Genomic DNA, 17096 nt, shown 5'->3' on the forward strand with positions numbered 1-17096 from the left:
ATACGATAAATTCGAGATTTTTTCAGCATGGTATCGGAGACGAAGAAGGACAAGGTACATGCTGACCGATACCAAGCTGCGCAATCTCAAGCCCAGGGACAAACTCTACAAAGTGAATGACCGGGAAGGTCTCTATGTGGCAGTGACTCCAGCCGGCTCCATCTCGTTCCGTTACAACTACTCAATCAACGGTCGGCAGGAGACCATCACCTTTGGGCGTTATGGTGTCGGTGGCATCACCCTGGCCGAAGCCCGCGAGCTGTTGGGTGACGCCAAGAAGATGGTTGCGGCGGGCAAGTCGCCGGCCAAGGAGAAAGCCCGAGACAAGGCGCGGGTGAAAGATGCAGAGACGTTCGGTGCCTGGGCGGAGAAGTGGCTGCGTGGCTACCAGATGGCCGACTCCACCCGCGATATGCGCCGCTCGGTTTATGAGCGTGAGCTGAAGCCGAAATTCAGCAATCAGAAGCTGGTGGAGATCACCCACGAAGACTTGCGGGCGCTGGCTGATGCCATTGTTGAGCGAGGCGCACCGGCCACCGCCGTTCATGTGCGTGAAATCGTGTTGCAGGTATTTCGCTGGGCCATCGAGCGTGGGCAGAAGGTCGAAAACCCGGCAGAACTGGTGCGCCCAACAAGCATCGCTCGATTCGAGCCACGTGACCGAGCGTTGACGCCAGAAGAAATTGGGCTGATGTACCAGTACATGGAGCGAGTGGGCACAAGCCCAACAAACCGTGCGGCGGCCAAGCTGTTATTGCTGACGATGGTGCGCAAGAGCGAGCTGACCAATGCGACCTGGAGCGAGATCAATTTCAGCGAAGCGTTGTGGACGATTCCAAAGGAGCGGATGAAACGCCGTAACCCGCACCTGGTATTTCTGTCCCAGCAGGCTCTGGATATTTTCATTGCCATGAAAACCTTTGCCGGTGGTTCCGACTTCGTTTTGCCATCACGGTACGACTCGGATGCGCCGATGAGCGCTGCCACACTTAACCAGGTGCTGACGCTGACTTACAAGGCGGCGCAGAAAGATGGGAAGTCACTTACCAAGTTCGGACCGCATGATTTGCGGCGCACAGCCAGCACGCTGTTGCATGAGGCCGGCTACAACACCGACTGGATCGAGAAGTGCCTGGCGCACGAGCAGAAGGGCGTGAGGGCTGTCTACAACAAGGCTGAGTACCGCGAGCAGCGGGCGGCGATGTTGCAGGATTGGGCCGATATGATTGATGAGTGGACTTCGGGAGGCAGTAAGGGTTGATGTTTTTGCTATCTTTGATAGCATTGAAGTTGATGCCGTGAATTTATAAATAAGGCCGCCATTGGCATCGGGCAGGTCAATTACCGATTAGCTGCTTCGCGCAGCTACTCGATGAATAGCAACTATTCATTTGAGAGGTATTGACCCATGCAAAATATAAAGACCCTCATCAACAGGAAGAAGCTCCTGGAGATGATCCCGCTTTCGACACGAACAATTTATAACCTGGAGCAGCGAGGGGATTTTCCACGCCGTATCGCGTTAACCAGTAGAAATGTCGCCTGGGATTTGTCAGAGGTCGAAGAGTGGATTGAGGCACGTAAATCATCGGGTGATCAAGCTGCGCGACCTGGCCCTATAGAGGGCTAGTTATATGGCTCTTGATCTTATGGCGGCTTTCACGGAATTGCCGCCACCCATTGATTATGTTCTGCCTAATATGGTTGCTGGCACTGTTGGTGCTCTTGTGTCGCCTGGTGGGGCTGGTAAATCCATGTTGGCCCTTCAATTGGCTGCACAGATTGCAGGCGGGCCTGATTTACTTGAAATAGGCGAGTTTCCCACCGGGCAAGTGGTCTATCTGCCTGCTGAAGATCCACCGGCCGCTATTCACCATCGTCTGCACGCCCTTGGGGCACACCTCAGCGCAGCGGAACGGCAAGCCGTGGCTGATGGTTTGCTCATTGAACCCTTGATCGGTAAATGCCCAAACATCATGGCTGCTAGCTGGTTCGATGCTCTCAAACGAGCCGCTGAAGGTCGTCGCTTGATGATCTTGGACACTTTGCGGCGCTTCCACATTGAGGAGGAGAACGCTAGCGGGCCGATGGCGCAGGTTGTTGGGCACATGGAGGCCATAGCCGCTGATACAGGCTGCTCCATTGTGTTTCTGCACCACGCGAGTAAAAGCGCAGCCATGATGGGGTCGGGCGATCAACAGCAGGCCAGTCGTGGATCGTCCGTACTGGTTGATAACATCCGTTGGCAATCGTACCTATCCGGCATGACGCAAGGCGAGGCCGAGATACTGGGGGTCGATGATTGTCAGCGTGGGTATTTTGTCCGCTTTGGCGTCAGCAAGGCCAACTATGGCGCACCTTTTCAAGAACTCTGGTTTAGACGGCACGACGGCGGCGTGTTGAAGCCTGCTGTACTGGAGCGGCAGTGCAAGGTGAAAAGGAGACAGCGTGAAGAAGCCTAAGCATGACCTGACCCACGTCCGACATGATCCCGCGCACTGTTTGGCACCTGGCCTGTTCCGCAGCCTCAAGCGTGGCGATCGCAAACGCTGCAAGCTGGACGTGACCTACACCTTTGGCGAGGACGAATCCATGCGTTTCGTCGGATTCGAACCTCTCGGGGCCGATGATATGCGTCTTTTGCAAGGCATCGTGGCCCTTGGCGGCCCGAACGGCATCTTGCTAACCCCGGAACCGACCAGTGAGACGGGGCGACAGCTACGGCTATTCCTTGAACCCCGTTTCGAAGCCATTGAGCAAGACGGCTTGGTGGTTCGTGAGAGCCTGACCAAACTGCTCTCAGAAACGGGCATGACGGATAGCGGCGACAACATCAAGGCGCTCAAAGCCAGCCTGCTGCGCATGTCGAACGTCACCATCCTTGTGACGAAGGGACGGCGGCAAGCCGCGTTCCACCTGATGAGTCATGCTTTTGACGAGACGGACGGCAGGCTATGGGTTGCCCTGAATCCGCGTATTGCCGAAGCGATCCTGGGGCATCGTCCATATGCCCGTATCGACATGGCGGAAGTGCGGGTGCTACAGACTGATCCGGCACGGCTGATGCACCAACGGCTATGCGGCTGGATCGACCCCGGCAAATCCGGGCGCGTGGAACTGGACACGCTTTGCGGCTATGTCTGGCCAGATGAAGCCAATGCCGAAGCTATGAAAAAACGCCGTCAGACTGCCCGGAAGGCACTGGCCGAACTTGCCGCCGTGGGTTGGGTAGTGAACGAATACGCCAAGGGAAAATGGGAGATCAAGAGGCCTGGCCCCACGGCAACTGCACCCGTTTACCGTCGTAACGTTCCCTTGTTACCGTCGTAACGCTCCCCTTCTGCCGTCGTAACGTTCCCCGTCCCAATTTGGAAAACCCAGACGGTGCGCTGCTTTGCGGGCAGTTTGGGAAATCCATCCAAGATTATCTAAAGATAATCCATCATGCGCGGTGCAGCTCGCGCCTTGAGGGCGCGTTCTGACCTTGCCAATAAAGCCCTGGCGGGCTTTATCAATCGGCCATAGGCCGATGGTTTAACGCCAAGAAGAGAAGGCGGCTTCAGTGGCCGCTGAAACGCCTTGTGAGAGGGGAAAACAACCCGGAGTCCCTTATTCCATGAGCTGAAGCAGAATCTGCGTCTAACGGTGCTGGAGGGCCGCTGTGTGCACTTGTAGTTATCTGTACTGAAACCTTGGCTCGAAACGTGAAATGGCTAAGCAGTGCCCATTCGTTCGGTAAGAATAATAAGAAGATTATTATTCTTATTATTACCAAGCAGGAATGAGCCGTGTGTGTTGGACGCCCATAACCAGTAACCTGCGTGAAGGTGTCAACATCAGGAAAGGTTGCCCCTCAAGTATCAATACGTCGCCTTAGTGGTATGACGGGAGGGGAGGCAAATTTCTTGTGTTCATTGACACTTGAGGGGCGGGTTATGCCCTTCTTTTTTGGCGTCCAACTCGCCCCATCGGGGCGAATGGTTTGTGTCGATTGTTGGCATTTTAGGTTCCGATTTAAAGCCGATTGAGCAGCGATTTTGAAGCGACTATGTCGATTGCAGGCCGATTTGGTGACGATTACGGTTATGTTGCCAAGAATCGGTGTTTGTTTGACGATAAAACGCTTTACGTTCGATATGCGCTAGATTTTCAATAGTGGGTGAAATGCGGGCAGGATGGGTGAAGTTAGCTAACCGGCAAGCCGGTTATCTATCTTCACTGTCCCTTATTCGCGCCGGGGGCACTCAACGGGAATCCTGCCCTGCGGGGCTGATCGGCTACCGCCGGTTGCAAGAGTATAGGTCTTGCTATTTTTAATATCTTTGATAGCATGGTTGTCGGGTACACCAAAAGGGTATTGATATGGCAAATGTGCTTATCAGGAATTTACCCGCCGAGGTGCACCGTGCGTTGAAAGTTCGAGCAGCGCTCAACGATAGGAGCACCGACGCGGAAATACGCGAAATACTGACGGCGGCAGTACAGCCGCTAGAGCTTGAAGAGATTGGCCGGGAAGTTGGCTTGTCCGAAAGCGATAAAAAAACAGAGTAGTTTTACGTTTGTAAGTCCGGGCCTCAGCGCCAAGGGCAATACCGATCAGCTAGTGGCGTAGCTCTTCGATGAAACGTTGCCGAGAACAAGCACAACGCTTGGTCAAGGCAATGCCTTCTTTTCATCGACGGAGTACGACCATGAAGTCCAAAATTTTAGCGGCTAAAAAAACCGCTCTAGCCGTTGCACTCGCAACCGGCTTTATCACCACTACCACCGCCCCTGTGCAAGCTGGTATCCCCGTCATCGACGGCGGCAACCTGGCCCAGAACATCATGACGGCCATCGAGTCGGTGGCGCAGACGCTCAAGCAGATTGAGCAGTACCAGACCCAGTTGCAGCAGTACGAAAATCAGCTCCAGAACACGATGGCCCCAGCCGCGTATATCTGGGATCAGGCGCAGACTACGATCAACCGGCTGATTGCCGCGCAAAACACGCTGGCCTATTACGAGAACCAGCTAGGCAGCCTGGATCGTTACCTGGCCAAGTTTCAGGACGTGGCCTATTACCGCAGCTCGCCATGCTTCAACGGCAGCGGCGGATGCACGCCGGCCGAAAAGGCAGCGATGGAAGAGAACCGCCGCCTGGCGTCAGAGTCGCAAAAGAAGGCCAACGATGCCCTGTTCCAGACCGTTGCCGACCAGCAAAAGGCTTTGAAGGATGACGCCCGTACCCTGGAGCGGCTGCAAGGCGCGGCCCAGGGTGCAACTGGCCAGCTACAGGCCATCGGCTACGCCAACCAGCTCGCCAGCCAGCAGGCCAATCAGCTCTTGCAGATTCGCACCATGTTGACCGCCCAACACAACGCGGAGGCAGCCCGGATTGCAGCAGAACTCGATGCCGAGGCGCGAGGTGATGCCAGGGCCGAGCAAATGCGTACCTGGACGTTTCGCCCGAGTCCGGCAGACAACTACTAGGGAGGCGGTGAGATGAAAAAAATCTTTTTTACTACCGCGGCTACGTTGCTGTTGTTGGCTGGATGTGAACAGGAAAGGATGCCCGAACCAAATGCGGCGACGTGTGCCCCCGATGCGTTCCAGGCAGCACTGAATGAAATGCGCAGCGAAGCGAACCGAGAGGCCTTTACCGAGGAATGCAGAGCATTCCAGAAGGCCAAGCAGATGCGTCAGTGGGAGTTCAAGCCCAGCCCTAAAGATGATTATTGAGGTGGTCGCCATGAGAAAGAAAATTGCTCTAGGTGGCTTGATGATGGTCGCCACAATGGTGCTGGCTGAACCTGCAATGGCGCAGGAGCTAAGTAGCAGCGGTGTTATGAATGATGTGCTCAAGCGTTTTCATGATGCTGCCGCAACATGGGGGCCAGCTATTGAGTCCGCTGCATCGCGTTTGTTCTGGACGCTGGTTGTGATTTCGATGGTCTGGACATTCGGCATGATGGCTTTGCGCAAGGCCGACATTGGCGAGTTCTTCGCGGAGTTCGTTCGCTTCACGATCTTCACCGGCTTTTTCTGGTGGTTGCTGACGAATGCGAACCAGGGCATGAATATCGCCGGTACGATTGTTCAGTCATTGCAAACTCTGGGCGCGCAGGCGGGGGGACTTTCCAATAGCAATCTTGGGCCCTCCAGCATCCTTGATCTTGGTTTCGAGTTATACAACCGCACAGTACAGGCCACCTCGGAGCTGGGATGGCGGCAGATGGCAACTGCTCTGGTCATGGAGCTAATGGCCCTGGCTGTTTTGTTTGTCCTGGCGTTGATTGCGGTCAACCTGTTGCTGTTGCTCGCATCAGCCTGGATTCTGTTGTATGCCGGTGTGTTCTTCCTTGGCTTTGGTGGAAGTCGTTGGACTTCCGACATGGCGATCAATTACTACAAGACCGTGCTGGGCCTGGCCGCACAGCTTATGGCAATGGTGCTTCTGGTTGCGATTGGCAAAGAGTTCATCAATCACTACTACACGCAAATCAGCGAGAACATGGCATCCCAGGAACTGGCCGTGATGTTGGTTATATCGGTCATCTTGCTTTTCTTGGTCAACAAAGTTCCGCCGATGATTTCTGGTCTTGTGTCTGGTGGTGGTATTGGCGCAGCCGGTGGAATTGGAAACTTCGGTGCGGGTGCGGCAGTTGGGGCGGCGGTGACGGCGGCCAGTATGGCAACTGGCGGCGCTGCCCTGGCAGGTAAAGCGGTTATGGGTGCCGCAGCCGGTGCAGCCGGAGGTGCAAGTGCACTCCAAGCGGCTTTTCAGAAAGCATCAGCGAGTATGGAAACCGGCGGTGACATGTCCAGCATGGGGTCAGTTGTCAGCAGTGGCGGAAACGGTGGTGGTGAAGCGGGTACTGCTGGCAGTAGCCCATTCGCCCAAGCGGCTGGCTTTGGTGACAGCGGCAGTAGCTCAAGCGGTGGCGGCTTTGCCAAGGCCGCGAAGCTGGCCACAGGCACGGCCTCCGAGTTAGCCAAGGGTGTCGGCTCTCAAGTGAAGCAGGGATTCCAGGAGCGAGTGAGCGAAACCACAGGCGGAAAACTGGCTGCTTCGATACGCGAAAGCATGGAGCCGAAAGAAGCAAGCCAATCTGGCCAGTTCGAGGGCAATAGCTTGGGCGCCGATTCTGGCCCAGATAGTAACGAAGTCAGGAGTTAGCACGATGACGACATCAACATACATGGCCGCATTGGCGGCCCTGGATGAAGCGCCAAGGGAAGAAGTCAGCCAGGTATTTATTTCGCCGCTGGGTGATCAATCGACCGAGGTCGATGCAGAGACAGAAACAGCCGCTTTTGTATCACGGCCAGACCCTATGAGAGAGAGCGAAACTAAGCCGATAAGTATTGAGGTTAATGGCGGCAGGAATGAGCGGTCAGCATTCGCGGAGGCGGCGGGGCTGTACCTGTAGGCGCACCGGGCTGGCCACAACCAGCCCGGCACTTTCAATCAACACCTACTGGAGAGGTGAATTATGACAACACAACATATTATCGAACCAGGGCAAGCAGTGCATCAAGCAGCGGCTATTCTTTCTTCTTTGGAGTACATCAACCAAGCGGAAGCGCGGAGCCTTGGGCCATTGGCCGAAGCCGTCGCTAATGCTTTTATGGTGGTGTACTACCAAGCTGAAACGGGCCGGGCGACACAGGCTGATTTTCAAGAAGCAATGAACGCCTTGCGCCAAGCGTGCAGCTAATGACGAAAGGGCGGCCACTCGAACTGGCCGCCTTTTTCAATCTTCACTGTTTGGCCATTCCCGACCCACAGACGGCGCATCCATCCATTCGCGTTCCTCCGGCGGCAGCGGGTAAGCCCCGGATGCTTCCGCGTCGGCCAGTAGTTCGGCCAGTGTGTAGCGCACCCGACCAGTGGAAACGGCGCGGGCCGGGTCGGCCTTCTCATGCAGCCTGTTCTCTAGGTTCTTTGGGTCTGTCATCGGGCGACCTCAGCAAGCATGGATACTAGGTGTTCCAGGTCAGTGATCGAATGCGCCAGGAAGCGGCCGGCGCGGCAATCTGCAATCATTTCCTCAGTTTTTTCCTACTCATGTTCAACCTCGTTCGTACCAGCTCTTCGAGCGATTCACCACGCGCACGACCAGCAGCATCACCGGCACTTCGACCAGGACGCCGACCACGGTTGCCAATGCAGCGCCGGAGTGCAGACCGAACAAGCTGATGGCGGCCGCCACGGCCAGCTCGAAGAAGTTGCTGGCACCGATCAGGGCCGAAGGACAGGCGACAGAGTGCTTTTCCCCCGCCCGCTTGTTCAGCCAGTAGGCTAACCCGGAATTGAAGAACACTTGAATCAAGATCGGCACGGCTAGCATGGCGATCACTAACGGCTGCCGGATGATGGCCTCGCCCTGGAAGGCGAACAGTAGAACCAACGTCAGCAGCAGCGCGGCCATCGACCACGGCCCGATCTTCTGCATGGCCCGTTCAAAGGCGGCCTGTCCTTGCTTGAGCAGATGCCGCCGCAAGAGCTGCGCCAGGATCACCGGCACGATGATGTAGAGCACGACCGAAATCAGCAGCGTGTCCCAAGGCACCGAGATCGAGGACATGCCCAGCAGCAGGCCGACGATGGGCGCGAAGGCCACGATCATGATGGCGTCGTTCAGAGCCACTTGCGAGAGCGTGAAAAGCGGGTCGCCGTTGGTAAGGCGGCTCCACACGAACACCATTGCCGTGCAGGGCGCGGCGGCCAGCAAGATCAAGCCCGCGATGTAGCTGTCCAGTTGATCGGCCGGCAGGAACGGAGCGAACACTTGTCGGATGAACAGCCACCCCAGCAGGGCCATCGAGAATGGCTTGACGGCCCAATTCACGAACAGCGTGACGCCGATGCCGCGCCAATGCTCTTTGACCTGGTGCAGCGCCCCGAAGTCGATCTTGACCAGCATCGGGACGATCATTACCCAAATCAGCAGGCCCACCGGCAAATTGACCTGGGCCACTTCCATGCGGCCTATGGCCTGGAACACGTCAGGAAGGCCCTGGCCGAGCGCAACACCGGCGACGATGCACAGGGCCACCCACAGCGTCAGGTAACGCTCGAAGCCGCTCATCGGGGCCTGGCGCGGCTTCGCGGCGATGGCCTGTGCGCCGGCGCTCATGCTTCCTGCTCGGTCTTGCCGATGTTCGCCAGCTCGCGCTTGATGGCCGTCTGGTCAAGCATTTTGAGAGGCAGATTCACGAACAGGCGGACGCGGTTCATCATGTGCCGGAAGGTTTGTTCGAAGGCCCGGCGCTTCTCGGCGTCAGTGCCTTCGACGGCGGCCGGGTCTTCAAATCCCCAATGCGCCGAGATCGGCTGACCAGGCCACACCGGACACATTTCGCCGGCGGCGTTGTCGCAGACGGTGATGATGAAGTCCATCTTCGGTGCGTCGGGCGTGGCGTACTCGTCCCAGCTCTTGCTGCGCAGATTCTCGGTCGGGTAATTCACCGACTCCACCTTTTCGACGGCGAAGGGATTGACCTTGCCGGTTGGGTGACTGCCGGCGCTGTAGGCGCGGAAGCGCCCTTGCCCCATCGTGTTGATGAGAGCTTCGGCCATGATGCTGCGCGCCGAATTGCCGGTGCAGAGGATGAGGACGTTATAGATTCTTTCGGTCATGATGTTTCGCTTTCTGGTAGTGGCTGGGGAGCAATGGCGATGGATGAAAGATCGGTGGCCTCGTCGATGACGTGGCCGGCCGCTTTCCGTTCGGAATAGCGGTCTGTCAGTGCTTCACGGTGCGGCCGTACCAGCGCCGTGAAGCGCACCAGTTCTTCCATCACATCGGCTATTCGGTCGTAGTACGGCGAGGGCTTCATGCGGCCCGCCGCGTCGAACTCTTGGAACGCTTTGGCGATACTCGACTGGTTCGGAATGGTGAACATTCGCATCCAGCGGCCGAGCAGACGCAAGGTGTTCACGGCGTTGAAGCTCTGCGAGCCGCCGGATACCTGCATCACGGCCAGGGTGCGGCCTTGGGTCGGCCGGATGCCGGCCATTTCAAGCGGCAGATGGTCAATCTGCGCCTTCATGACACTGGTAATCTGACCGTGGCGTTCCGGGCTGCACCAGACTTGTCCCTCTGACCACTCGGACAGGGCGCGCAGCTCCTTGACGGCCGGGTGATCGTCGCTTTGCACTTGATCGGGCAACGGCAAATCGGACGGGTCGAAGATGCGTGTTTCTGCGCCAAAGAATTGCAGCAGCCGGGCCGCTTCCTCGACGGCCAGCCGTGAGAACGAGCGGGCGCGCAGCGAGCCATACAGCAGCAGGATACGCACCGGCGGGGCGTCGGGTGCCAGCCCGAGCGCCGGGCGCTCGATGGCAAAGGATTTGTCCAAAGCGGGCAAAGAATCGGGGTCGGAAAGATGGCGAAGTCTCATGCCAACACCTTCCCGGCTTCCGTGGTGCAAGACAGGTTGCACACCTGGCCGCCGCAGCAGTTTTCCGTGAGAAAGGCCACCAGGTTAGTGGCCGTCGAAAAGTTCGCCTCGTAGATCACAAATCGGCCTTCTTGCCGCGACGTGACCATGCCGGCGTGTGCCAGCTCTTTCAGGTGGAAGGATAGCGAAGACGGCGGGATGCCGGCCGCTTCGCTGATTTTTCCGGCGGCCATGCCGGCGGGGCCGGCCTGGACGAGAAGCCGGAACACCGCGAGGCGCGATTCTTGAGCGATGGCCGCCAGGGCGGCTACAGCATTTATCGTTTCCATGTTTCAATAATAGTCGAAATATGGAGTGTGCTCAATAGCTCATTTAAGCTGTAAAAATGAGCTAGGCGCATTTAGATCGATATGTGATAAATTGGCCTGCCAGTTTAAGATGGGTGCATTTGAGTATGCCCAAAGGAGCCCGCAAGTATGCGCAGGACGAAGCCAGTAGCCGCGCCGATGGTGGCGCGGGTCTATCTGCGCGTCAGCACCGACGCGCAGGACTTGGAACGCCAAGAGGCGATCACTACGGCCGCGAAGGCCGCCGGCTACTACGTCGCCGGCATCTACCGTGAGAAGGCATCCGGCGCACGCGCCGACCGGCCTGAGCTGCTGCGCATGATCGGCGACCTACAGCCCGGCGAGGTGGTCATTGCCGAGAAGATCGACCGCATCAGCCGCCTACCTTTGCCCGAGGCCGAGCGCCTGGTGGCCTCGATACAGGCCAAAGGCGCACGCCTGGCCGTCCCTGGCGTGGTCGATCTATCCGACCTGGCGGCCGAGGCCCAGGGCGTCGCCAAGATCGTGCTGGAAGCCGTGCAGATCATGCTTTTTCGCCTGGCCTTGCAGATGGCCCGCGACGACTACGAGGACAGGCGCGAACGCCAGCGCCAAGGCATTGAGTTGGCCCGCCAGGCCGGGCGGTACAAGGGCCGCCGTGCTGATCCGAAGCGCCGCGCCCAAGTTGTCGCGCTGCGCAAGTCCGGCTACAGCATCAACAAGACCGCCGAGCTGGCCGGGTACAGTGCGGCCCAGGTGAAACGGATATGGGCCGAGGTCAGCCAGGCCGAAGCGAAGCAGCACGGCGCGTTCGTGGAGGACGCATTGACGGAAGCCGATGCCCTGGCCGCTGTCGGCCAGGATGAGCGCCAGGAGGAAAGGGCATGAAGAAGCCGAACCAAGACGACGAGCCGTTTTTCATCACCGAGGAGATTGCGGCCGAAATGATCGCCGGCGGCTATGAGTTCGAGCTGCCGCCCATTCCTTGCACCATCCGCCTACGCGACGTGCTGGAGCGCATGACCGATGCTGAGCTAGCATTGCAGCCGGGCGAGATCGCCGACCAGGAGCGTGAACGCTGCCGGCGCAAGCCGTGTTCAACCTCATGATCTGGTCATGGTATTTTTCATGGCACTGAGCCTGATAGTTCTTGCAAATTGTTGTCACTAAAGGGTTTTGTGTGCTTGTTTACAATCGAGTGGGAATGATCCCACGTCTGGCATAGCCAGGCACCACATGGCATGAAAGTGCTGCTAAGCCCGCGTAATTGCGGGCTTTTTTGTTTTTGGAATGGTGCTGCTCGGCAGAGTGAGTCAGTTTCAAACATAAGTGTTGCTGTTTCTCTGTTTTCAAGCAGCTCCCCGTCTTGCCTGTCTTTTCTTTTGGCTGCTTATCAATTTCATTGCTACGCGAAGGCGCCCAGGCGGTGGGCAGCTCGGTGTGAGCACTTGTCTGCATTTCTGACTCGGCGTGTTCTTACCCTTCAGGAACTGTTGTGCGTCGTCTTCGCCAAAGAAAGGCCTCCTTTGGGTTTCTGTCACCCAATGCCAATGGCGGGCTGTTTGGCGTCGGAAATGGTAATAGGGTAGTGCGACATCGAGGTCTGCGATCCATGCCAAGAGCTTTGCGTAGCGAGGTGGGCCGGGTATAGGCACCTATCGTCGCGGGGTGAGCTGCGTTCAGACAGAGTGAAATTATTTAGCTCCCTGAGAACAGCCTACATCATGAGCAAATAGATAAAAATCGAAGTCCAGTTTTGCGCTAAGGATGATTCATATTCAGAATAAAATACATAAATGCATCCTCTAAAACTTGTTCTTGCTGCTGCTTTGAGCTTTACGACGATCGTTGCCCATGCGGCTGGCTTTCATCGTATTGAAATTCCGGCCGAATCGGATAGTCCTGCACTAAAAGGTGCTGTCTGGTATCCATGTTCGCAGCCCTTGGAGGAGGTAAAGATTGGTCCTTACGTCATGTCCGTTGCCAAGGATTGCCCAGTCGTTGGTCGCCATCTTCCGCTCGTGGTGATCTCGCACGGTTGGGGTGGCACGTTCCTTGGTCATCGGGGCATTGCCGAGACTTTGGCGAATGCTGGTTTTGTCGTTGCCGCCATTAATCATGGTGACAACGCACTGAATCCAAGGCGTTACGGAGACCTGTCTGTGTTGGTCGAAAGGCCAACTGATATCAGGCGTTTGATTGACTTCATGCTTGACTCATGGCCCGATGCGCCCAAGCTTGATGCCCAGCGTGTCGGTTTTTTTGGGTTTTCACGTGGCGGCTACACCGGGTTGGTTAGCATCGGTGCCAATCCACTTGGTGAGTTGTTATGCAAACACAAAGACAACCCGGCCTGTGAGCAGGCGAAACAGGGGGAATTGCTGACACTTACCCATGATCCGCGCATCAAGGCTGCCGTGGTCGCTGATCCGCTCAGTGACTTTTTCACGGTTGAGAGTTTCAAAAATGTGAAGGTGCCCGTGCAACTCTGGCGCTCTGAGCAGGGTGGTGATGGCGTAACGCCCGAAAGCGTTGCTGCCATCGCTCACGCATTGTCAGAAAGAGTCGAGTTTTATACCGTGGCTGCTGCCGAACATTTTGCTTTCTTAGCGCCGTGCACTCCCGAAATGGCGAAGCGGGCCCCCGAAATTTGTTCAGATCCCCCTGGGTTTGACCGTCAGGTCTTCCATACGGAACTCAACAGCACAGTGCTTGCTTTCTTTCGCAAGAATCTCGCTAACGATGAAAAGCCAGTTCCCTGATTGCGTTGGCGCATACGATCGTTGAAAACGGCAGTGATGGTTTCATGTTAATGGGTGTGCAGGACACGGAATGCCTCATCCTAGCAAGCTGACAGATCGCTATTGTTCTTTGGCAACGTCAGGCCCTCAATCTTGCCAAACGAAACCTAATATCATGGACGCTGACAATCGGATTATCCTGCCGAGGGCTTGTAACGAAGCCACCCCGCTCATTGGCAGCCCATCTTATGCCTTAGCGTTGACTGCCTGAGCTTAGGCGTTAGGACTGTTTGGCACGCCGCCCGGGCCAGCCCCCCGAGCCAGATCCATAAACGCCTGCAGATAATCAATCACTGCTTCCGTTTCCCTCATTCCCAGGAAAATCTGCTTGGCGATGCCGTGCTTGCCCAGCTTTACCGGCACCACATCCAGTTTCTCTGCATACTCCTGCACCAACCATCGGGGTAGGGCGGCGACCCCCCGTCCACTGGCTACCATCTGCATCATGATGTCTGTTGTCTCAATCGCTTTGTGGCGTCGTGGGGCGATGCCTGCAGGTAGCAGAAACTGGTTGTAGATATCCAGCCGATCTATGTCCACCGGATAGGAGATCAGCACCTCCCGGTCCAGGTCCTTGGGCTTGGCATAGTCCACGTTCGCCAGGGCATGGTCTTTATTGACCACCAGTACCTGCTCGTAGTCGAACACGGGCTCAAATTTTAAACCGGGTTTATAGAGCGGGTCTGGGGTGACCAGCAGATCAATTTCATAGCCAAACAGCGCGCCGATGCCGCCAAACTGGAATTTCTGCTTCACATCCACATCCACGTCTGGCCAGGCGCTGAGATACGGCGAGACGATCTTCAGCAGCCATTGATAGCAGGGGTGGCACTCCATGCCGATACGCAGTGATCCTCGCTCGCCTTGGGCGAACTGGCCCAGGCGTTCTTCGGCCAGATCCAACTGGGGCAGAACGCGGTTGGCAACGGCCAGCAGATACTGCCCAGCTTGCGTCAATTGCAGGTTGCGGCCTTCGCGGCGCCAGATTTCGGTGCCCAGTTGCTGCTCCAGTTTTCGCATGGTGTGGCTAAGGGCGGATTGGGTAACGTGCAGCACGCCGGCGGCGGCGGTCAGGGAGCCTTGCTTGTCAACTTGCTGGACGACGGCCAGATGGATGCGCTCTAACATGATACGTGAATGATATTCATGGATTGGTGAGATAAGACCATTTTACTTCATTGATTGGGCTTCCTACAATGCAAGTCATTCTTTAATCCACTGGCCTATTGAGAGCATCACATGACGACGATTCATAATCTTGGCTTTCCGCGCATTGGCGCCAAACGGGAACTGAAGTTCGCCTTGGAGTCCTACTGGAAGGGCGAGTCTTCGCGTGACGAACTCAAGGCTCTGGGTGCCCAACTGCGCCAGCGTCATTGGGAGAATCAGGCCGGTCTGGATCTGGTGCCCGTGGGCGATTTCTCTTTTTACGATCAGGTGCTCGATGCCAGCTTCTTGCTGGGCAACTTGCCTGAGCGTGTGCAGGGCTTTCAGGGTGACGAGCTGGATAACTACTTCCGCGTAGCACGGGGTCGATCGGCCAAAGGTCTGGAAGATCACGGCGCCTGCTGCGGTGGTGTGGCTGCTGGTGAAATGACCAAATGGTTCGACACCAACTATCACTACATCGTCCCTGAATTTACGGCTGATACCCAGTTCAAGCTGGATGCCTCGCATCTGCTGGAGCAACTGGCGCAAGCCAAGGCGCAAGGCGTGAACGCCAAGCCTGTGATCATTGGCCCCGTGACCTATCTGGCACTGGGCAAGGCCAAGGATGAATCCAACAAGCTGGCCCTGCTGGATCGCTTGTTGCCTGTGTATGTTCAATTGCTGGATACGCTGGCCAAAGCAGGCGTGGAGTGGGTGCAGATTGATGAGCCTATTCTGGTTACCGAGCTGGATGCCGATTGGCAGCAAGCGTTCAAGACCGCTTATCAGCAGTTGAAGTCTGCTGACGTGAAGTTGCTGGTAGCGACGTACTTTGGTCAGCTGCTGGAAAATGCTGCTTTGGTCGCCAGCTTGCCTGTTGCCGGTCTGCATGTGGATGCCATCAACGATCGTGATGGCGTGGAGGCATTGCTTAAGCTTTTGGGTGACGAGAAAGTCTTGTCTCTGGGCGTGATCAATGGTCGCAATATCTGGAAAACAGATTTGACCGCCGTACTGGACTGGGTTGAGCCTATCGCCAAGCAATTGGGCGATCGTCTGTGGATTGCTCCTTCCTGCTCGCTGCTGCATGTGCCAGTTGATCTGGACAGCGAACAACAGTTGGATGCCGATGTGAAGTCCTGGTTGGCCTTTGCCTTGCAAAAGCTGGACGAACTGCGCGTATTGGGCAAAGCCTTGAGCCAAGGCCGTGAGGCTGTCAAGGAAGAGCTGGCCGAGAACCTGGCCGCGTTGACGGCCCGTCGCAACTCGCCTCGAGTGAACAATCCTGCGGTGAAAGCAGCGGTAGCTCGTATTTCGGCCGAGCTGGGCAAGCGCAAGAGCGTCTACGCACAGCGCGCTTCCAAGCAAGCTGAGTTCTTGAAGTTGCCTGCATTCCCCACCACCACGATTGGTTCTTTCCCGCAGACAGTAGAAATCCGTCGTGCTCGTAGTGAGTTCAAGGCGGGTCGTCTGGACGAGAACAGCTACCAGGCCGCCATGCGTGCCGAGATTGAGCGCAGCGTGCGTGAGCAGGAAAAACTGGGTCTGGACGTGTTGGTGCACGGCGAAGCCGAGCGCAACGATATGGTCGAATACTTTGGTGAGCAACTGGACGGTTACGCATTCACTCAGTTTGCTTGGGTGCAGTCCTACGGCTCGCGCTGCGTGAAACCACCCATCCTGTTTGGTGACATCAGCCGCCCTCAGGCTATGACGGTGGAATGGATTACCTACGCCCAGTCGCTGACTCAAAAACCCATGAAGGGCATGTTGACCGGCCCCGTGACGATTTTGAATTGGTCCTTTGTGCGTGATGATCAGCCTCGTTCGGCTTCTTGCCTGCAACTGGCGCTGGCCATTCGCGAAGAAGTGCTGGATCTGGAAAAGGCCGGTGTGCATGTGATCCAGATCGACGAAGCTGCCTTGCGTGAAGGCTTGCCATTGCGTAAATCGCAATGGCAAAGCTACTTGGACTGGGCGGTGGAGAGCTTTCGCATCGCCGCCAACGGCGTGGGTGACGAGACGCAAATCCATACACATATGTGCTACTCGGAATTCAACGACATCATTTCCTCCATCGCGGATATGGATGCGGACGTGATCACCATTGAAACCAGCCGTTCGGACATGGAGTTGCTGGAAGCCTTCGAGACTTTCCAGTACCCCAACGAGATTGGCCCCGGCGTGTACGACATTCACTCGCCCAATATTCCAACCGAGCAGCACATTGTGAATTTGATGAAGAAAGCCGCCGAGCGCGTGCCAGCAGAGCGTCTGTGGGTGAACCCCGACTGCGGCTTGAAGACACGTCAATGGGCTGAGGTGATTCCGGCTTTGACCAATATGGTGGCGGCAGCCAAAGTCTTGCGGGCAAGTGCCTGATTGAGTCGGGAACCGTTTTGGCGGTGAGTCCCGGCCAAAGCCGGGACTTT

At 56.7% G+C, this 17096-nt stretch carries 20 protein-coding genes; 14 read left to right on the forward strand and 6 right to left on the reverse strand.

The features are described 5' to 3' along the window. The first annotated feature begins 58 nt into the window (after positions 1 to 58). The 10 genes from AC6I6N_RS01795 (at position 59) to AC6I6N_RS01840 (ending at position 7699) form a co-directional block, all read left to right on the forward strand. On the forward strand, positions 59 to 1261 hold the full coding sequence (locus AC6I6N_RS01795; protein ID WP_000954590.1) for a tyrosine-type recombinase/integrase: 1203 nt from the start codon (positions 59 to 61) through the stop codon (positions 1259 to 1261). 147 nt (positions 1262 to 1408) lie between these two features. Further along, positions 1409 to 1630 (forward strand): helix-turn-helix transcriptional regulator, encoded by a 222-nt coding sequence (locus tag AC6I6N_RS01800; protein WP_001179606.1) that lies wholly within the window; start codon positions 1409 to 1411, stop codon positions 1628 to 1630. A 4-nt stretch (positions 1631 to 1634) separates the two neighbouring features. Continuing rightward, positions 1635 to 2462 carry a helicase RepA family protein gene (locus AC6I6N_RS01805; RefSeq protein ID WP_001162384.1) on the forward strand — a complete coding sequence of 276 codons (828 nt, stop codon included), beginning with the start codon at positions 1635 to 1637 and terminating at the stop codon, positions 2460 to 2462. Further along, positions 2449 to 3330, forward strand: coding sequence for a replication protein C, IncQ-type (repC, locus tag AC6I6N_RS01810; RefSeq protein ID WP_000743064.1), 882 nt, complete (start codon positions 2449 to 2451; stop codon positions 3328 to 3330). The genes AC6I6N_RS01805 and repC overlap by 14 nt, the downstream gene beginning before the upstream one ends. Before the next feature lie 1032 nt (positions 3331 to 4362). Continuing rightward, the gene (locus tag AC6I6N_RS01815; protein ID WP_000024442.1) at positions 4363 to 4551 is read left to right on the forward strand and encodes a FitA-like ribbon-helix-helix domain-containing protein; all 189 of its coding nucleotides are present in this window, start codon (positions 4363 to 4365) and stop codon (positions 4549 to 4551) included. Between the two features lie 140 nt (positions 4552 to 4691). Next, positions 4692 to 5471 (forward strand): P-type conjugative transfer protein TrbJ, encoded by a 780-nt coding sequence (gene trbJ, locus AC6I6N_RS01820; protein WP_000836966.1) that lies wholly within the window; start codon positions 4692 to 4694, stop codon positions 5469 to 5471. A gap of 12 nt (positions 5472 to 5483) precedes the next feature. Further along, positions 5484 to 5720: an entry exclusion lipoprotein TrbK gene (gene trbK / locus AC6I6N_RS01825; RefSeq protein ID WP_000718002.1), complete on the forward strand. Its 237-nt coding sequence runs from the start codon at positions 5484 to 5486 to the stop codon at positions 5718 to 5720. Positions 5721 to 5730: 10 nt separating this feature from the next. Continuing rightward, positions 5731 to 7158 carry a P-type conjugative transfer protein TrbL gene (gene trbL, locus AC6I6N_RS01830; protein ID WP_001405816.1) on the forward strand — a complete coding sequence of 476 codons (1428 nt, stop codon included), beginning with the start codon at positions 5731 to 5733 and terminating at the stop codon, positions 7156 to 7158. A gap of 4 nt (positions 7159 to 7162) precedes the next feature. Then, complete coding sequence (locus AC6I6N_RS01835) at positions 7163 to 7411, forward strand: hypothetical protein (RefSeq protein ID WP_000213809.1); 249 nt, start codon at positions 7163 to 7165, stop codon at positions 7409 to 7411. Between the two features lie 63 nt (positions 7412 to 7474). Then, positions 7475 to 7699 carry a type I toxin-antitoxin system ptaRNA1 family toxin gene (locus AC6I6N_RS01840; protein ID WP_000211355.1) on the forward strand — a complete coding sequence of 75 codons (225 nt, stop codon included), beginning with the start codon at positions 7475 to 7477 and terminating at the stop codon, positions 7697 to 7699. A 354-nt stretch (positions 7700 to 8053) separates the two neighbouring features. Here the strand turns inward: AC6I6N_RS01840 and arsB are convergent, their stop codons facing one another. The 4 genes from arsB to AC6I6N_RS01860 are packed head-to-tail and all read right to left on the reverse strand — an operon-like array spanning position 8054 to position 10717. Beyond that, positions 8054 to 9121 carry an ACR3 family arsenite efflux transporter gene (gene arsB, locus AC6I6N_RS01845; RefSeq protein ID WP_001272375.1) on the reverse strand — a complete coding sequence of 356 codons (1068 nt, stop codon included), beginning with the start codon at positions 9119 to 9121 and terminating at the stop codon, positions 8054 to 8056. Next, a complete protein-coding gene (locus AC6I6N_RS01850; protein WP_000140066.1) occupies positions 9118 to 9624 on the reverse strand; it encodes an arsenate reductase ArsC in 507 nt (168 codons plus the stop codon). Before AC6I6N_RS01850 ends, arsB begins: the two co-directional genes overlap by 4 nt. Next, positions 9621 to 10388 (reverse strand): arsenical resistance protein ArsH, encoded by a 768-nt coding sequence (gene arsH / locus AC6I6N_RS01855; protein WP_001239389.1) that lies wholly within the window; start codon positions 10386 to 10388, stop codon positions 9621 to 9623. The genes AC6I6N_RS01850 and arsH overlap by 4 nt, the downstream gene beginning before the upstream one ends. Next, complete coding sequence (locus tag AC6I6N_RS01860; protein ID WP_000447876.1) at positions 10385 to 10717, reverse strand: ArsR/SmtB family transcription factor; 333 nt, start codon at positions 10715 to 10717, stop codon at positions 10385 to 10387. Before AC6I6N_RS01860 ends, arsH begins: the two co-directional genes overlap by 4 nt. 147 nt (positions 10718 to 10864) lie before the next feature. Between AC6I6N_RS01860 and AC6I6N_RS01865 the strand changes: the two genes are divergently transcribed. Both AC6I6N_RS01865 and AC6I6N_RS01870 read left to right on the forward strand, forming a co-directional pair. Beyond that, on the forward strand, positions 10865 to 11602 hold the full coding sequence (locus AC6I6N_RS01865; RefSeq protein WP_001366550.1) for a recombinase family protein: 738 nt from the start codon (positions 10865 to 10867) through the stop codon (positions 11600 to 11602). Further along, positions 11599 to 11823, forward strand: a complete 225-nt coding sequence (locus tag AC6I6N_RS01870) for a hypothetical protein (protein ID WP_000743213.1) — start codon at positions 11599 to 11601, stop codon at positions 11821 to 11823. The genes AC6I6N_RS01865 and AC6I6N_RS01870 overlap by 4 nt, the downstream gene beginning before the upstream one ends. Positions 11824 to 11902: 79 nt before the next feature. Here the strand turns inward: AC6I6N_RS01870 and AC6I6N_RS01875 are convergent, their stop codons facing one another. Beyond that, complete coding sequence (locus AC6I6N_RS01875) at positions 11903 to 12172, reverse strand: hypothetical protein (protein ID WP_497942868.1); 270 nt, start codon at positions 12170 to 12172, stop codon at positions 11903 to 11905. 338 nt (positions 12173 to 12510) lie between these two features. On the opposite strand from AC6I6N_RS01875, the gene AC6I6N_RS01880 reads away from it, so the two are divergent. Next, positions 12511 to 13476: an alpha/beta hydrolase family protein gene (locus AC6I6N_RS01880; RefSeq protein ID WP_497942870.1), complete on the forward strand. Its 966-nt coding sequence runs from the start codon at positions 12511 to 12513 to the stop codon at positions 13474 to 13476. 252 nt (positions 13477 to 13728) lie between these two features. Here the strand turns inward: AC6I6N_RS01880 and AC6I6N_RS01885 are convergent, their stop codons facing one another. Then, positions 13729 to 14643 (reverse strand): LysR family transcriptional regulator, encoded by a 915-nt coding sequence (locus tag AC6I6N_RS01885; RefSeq protein ID WP_094196451.1) that lies wholly within the window; start codon positions 14641 to 14643, stop codon positions 13729 to 13731. A gap of 111 nt (positions 14644 to 14754) precedes the next feature. Here AC6I6N_RS01885 and metE point away from each other — a divergent pair, with 111 nt between their 5' ends. Next, positions 14755 to 17046: a 5-methyltetrahydropteroyltriglutamate--homocysteine S-methyltransferase gene (metE, locus tag AC6I6N_RS01890; protein WP_094196452.1), complete on the forward strand. Its 2292-nt coding sequence runs from the start codon at positions 14755 to 14757 to the stop codon at positions 17044 to 17046. Positions 17047 to 17096: the final 50 nt, after the last annotated feature.

Source organism: Alcaligenes sp. LTN-3 (genome assembly GCF_059735605.1).

Bases quoted from the DNA above. Each gene is read 5' to 3' on its own strand.
- AC6I6N_RS01835 (WP_000213809.1), top strand. From the start codon at position 7,163: ATGACGACATCAACATACATGGCCGCATTGGCGGCCCTGGATGAAGCG.
- trbJ (WP_000836966.1), top strand. From the start codon at position 4,692: ATGAAGTCCAAAATTTTAGCGGCTAAAAAAACCGCTCTAGCCGTTGCA.
- AC6I6N_RS01815 (WP_000024442.1), top strand. From the start codon at position 4,363: ATGGCAAATGTGCTTATCAGGAATTTACCCGCCGAGGTGCACCGTGCG.
- trbL (WP_001405816.1), top strand. From the start codon at position 5,731: ATGAGAAAGAAAATTGCTCTAGGTGGCTTGATGATGGTCGCCACAATG.
- AC6I6N_RS01870 (WP_000743213.1), top strand. From the start codon at position 11,599: ATGAAGAAGCCGAACCAAGACGACGAGCCGTTTTTCATCACCGAGGAG.
- arsB (WP_001272375.1), bottom strand. From the start codon at position 9,121: ATGAGCGCCGGCGCACAGGCCATCGCCGCGAAGCCGCGCCAGGCCCCG.
- AC6I6N_RS01795 (WP_000954590.1), top strand. From the start codon at position 59: ATGCTGACCGATACCAAGCTGCGCAATCTCAAGCCCAGGGACAAACTC.
- AC6I6N_RS01840 (WP_000211355.1), top strand. From the start codon at position 7,475: ATGACAACACAACATATTATCGAACCAGGGCAAGCAGTGCATCAAGCA.
- AC6I6N_RS01850 (WP_000140066.1), bottom strand. From the start codon at position 9,624: ATGACCGAAAGAATCTATAACGTCCTCATCCTCTGCACCGGCAATTCG.
- trbK (WP_000718002.1), top strand. From the start codon at position 5,484: ATGAAAAAAATCTTTTTTACTACCGCGGCTACGTTGCTGTTGTTGGCT.
- AC6I6N_RS01885 (WP_094196451.1), bottom strand. From the start codon at position 14,643: ATGTTAGAGCGCATCCATCTGGCCGTCGTCCAGCAAGTTGACAAGCAA.
- AC6I6N_RS01800 (WP_001179606.1), top strand. From the start codon at position 1,409: ATGCAAAATATAAAGACCCTCATCAACAGGAAGAAGCTCCTGGAGATG.
- metE (WP_094196452.1), top strand. From the start codon at position 14,755: ATGACGACGATTCATAATCTTGGCTTTCCGCGCATTGGCGCCAAACGG.
- arsH (WP_001239389.1), bottom strand. From the start codon at position 10,388: ATGAGACTTCGCCATCTTTCCGACCCCGATTCTTTGCCCGCTTTGGAC.
- AC6I6N_RS01880 (WP_497942870.1), top strand. From the start codon at position 12,511: ATGCATCCTCTAAAACTTGTTCTTGCTGCTGCTTTGAGCTTTACGACG.
- AC6I6N_RS01805 (WP_001162384.1), top strand. From the start codon at position 1,635: ATGGCTCTTGATCTTATGGCGGCTTTCACGGAATTGCCGCCACCCATT.
- AC6I6N_RS01860 (WP_000447876.1), bottom strand. From the start codon at position 10,717: ATGGAAACGATAAATGCTGTAGCCGCCCTGGCGGCCATCGCTCAAGAA.
- AC6I6N_RS01865 (WP_001366550.1), top strand. From the start codon at position 10,865: ATGCGCAGGACGAAGCCAGTAGCCGCGCCGATGGTGGCGCGGGTCTAT.
- AC6I6N_RS01875 (WP_497942868.1), bottom strand. From the start codon at position 12,172: ATGCAGACAAGTGCTCACACCGAGCTGCCCACCGCCTGGGCGCCTTCG.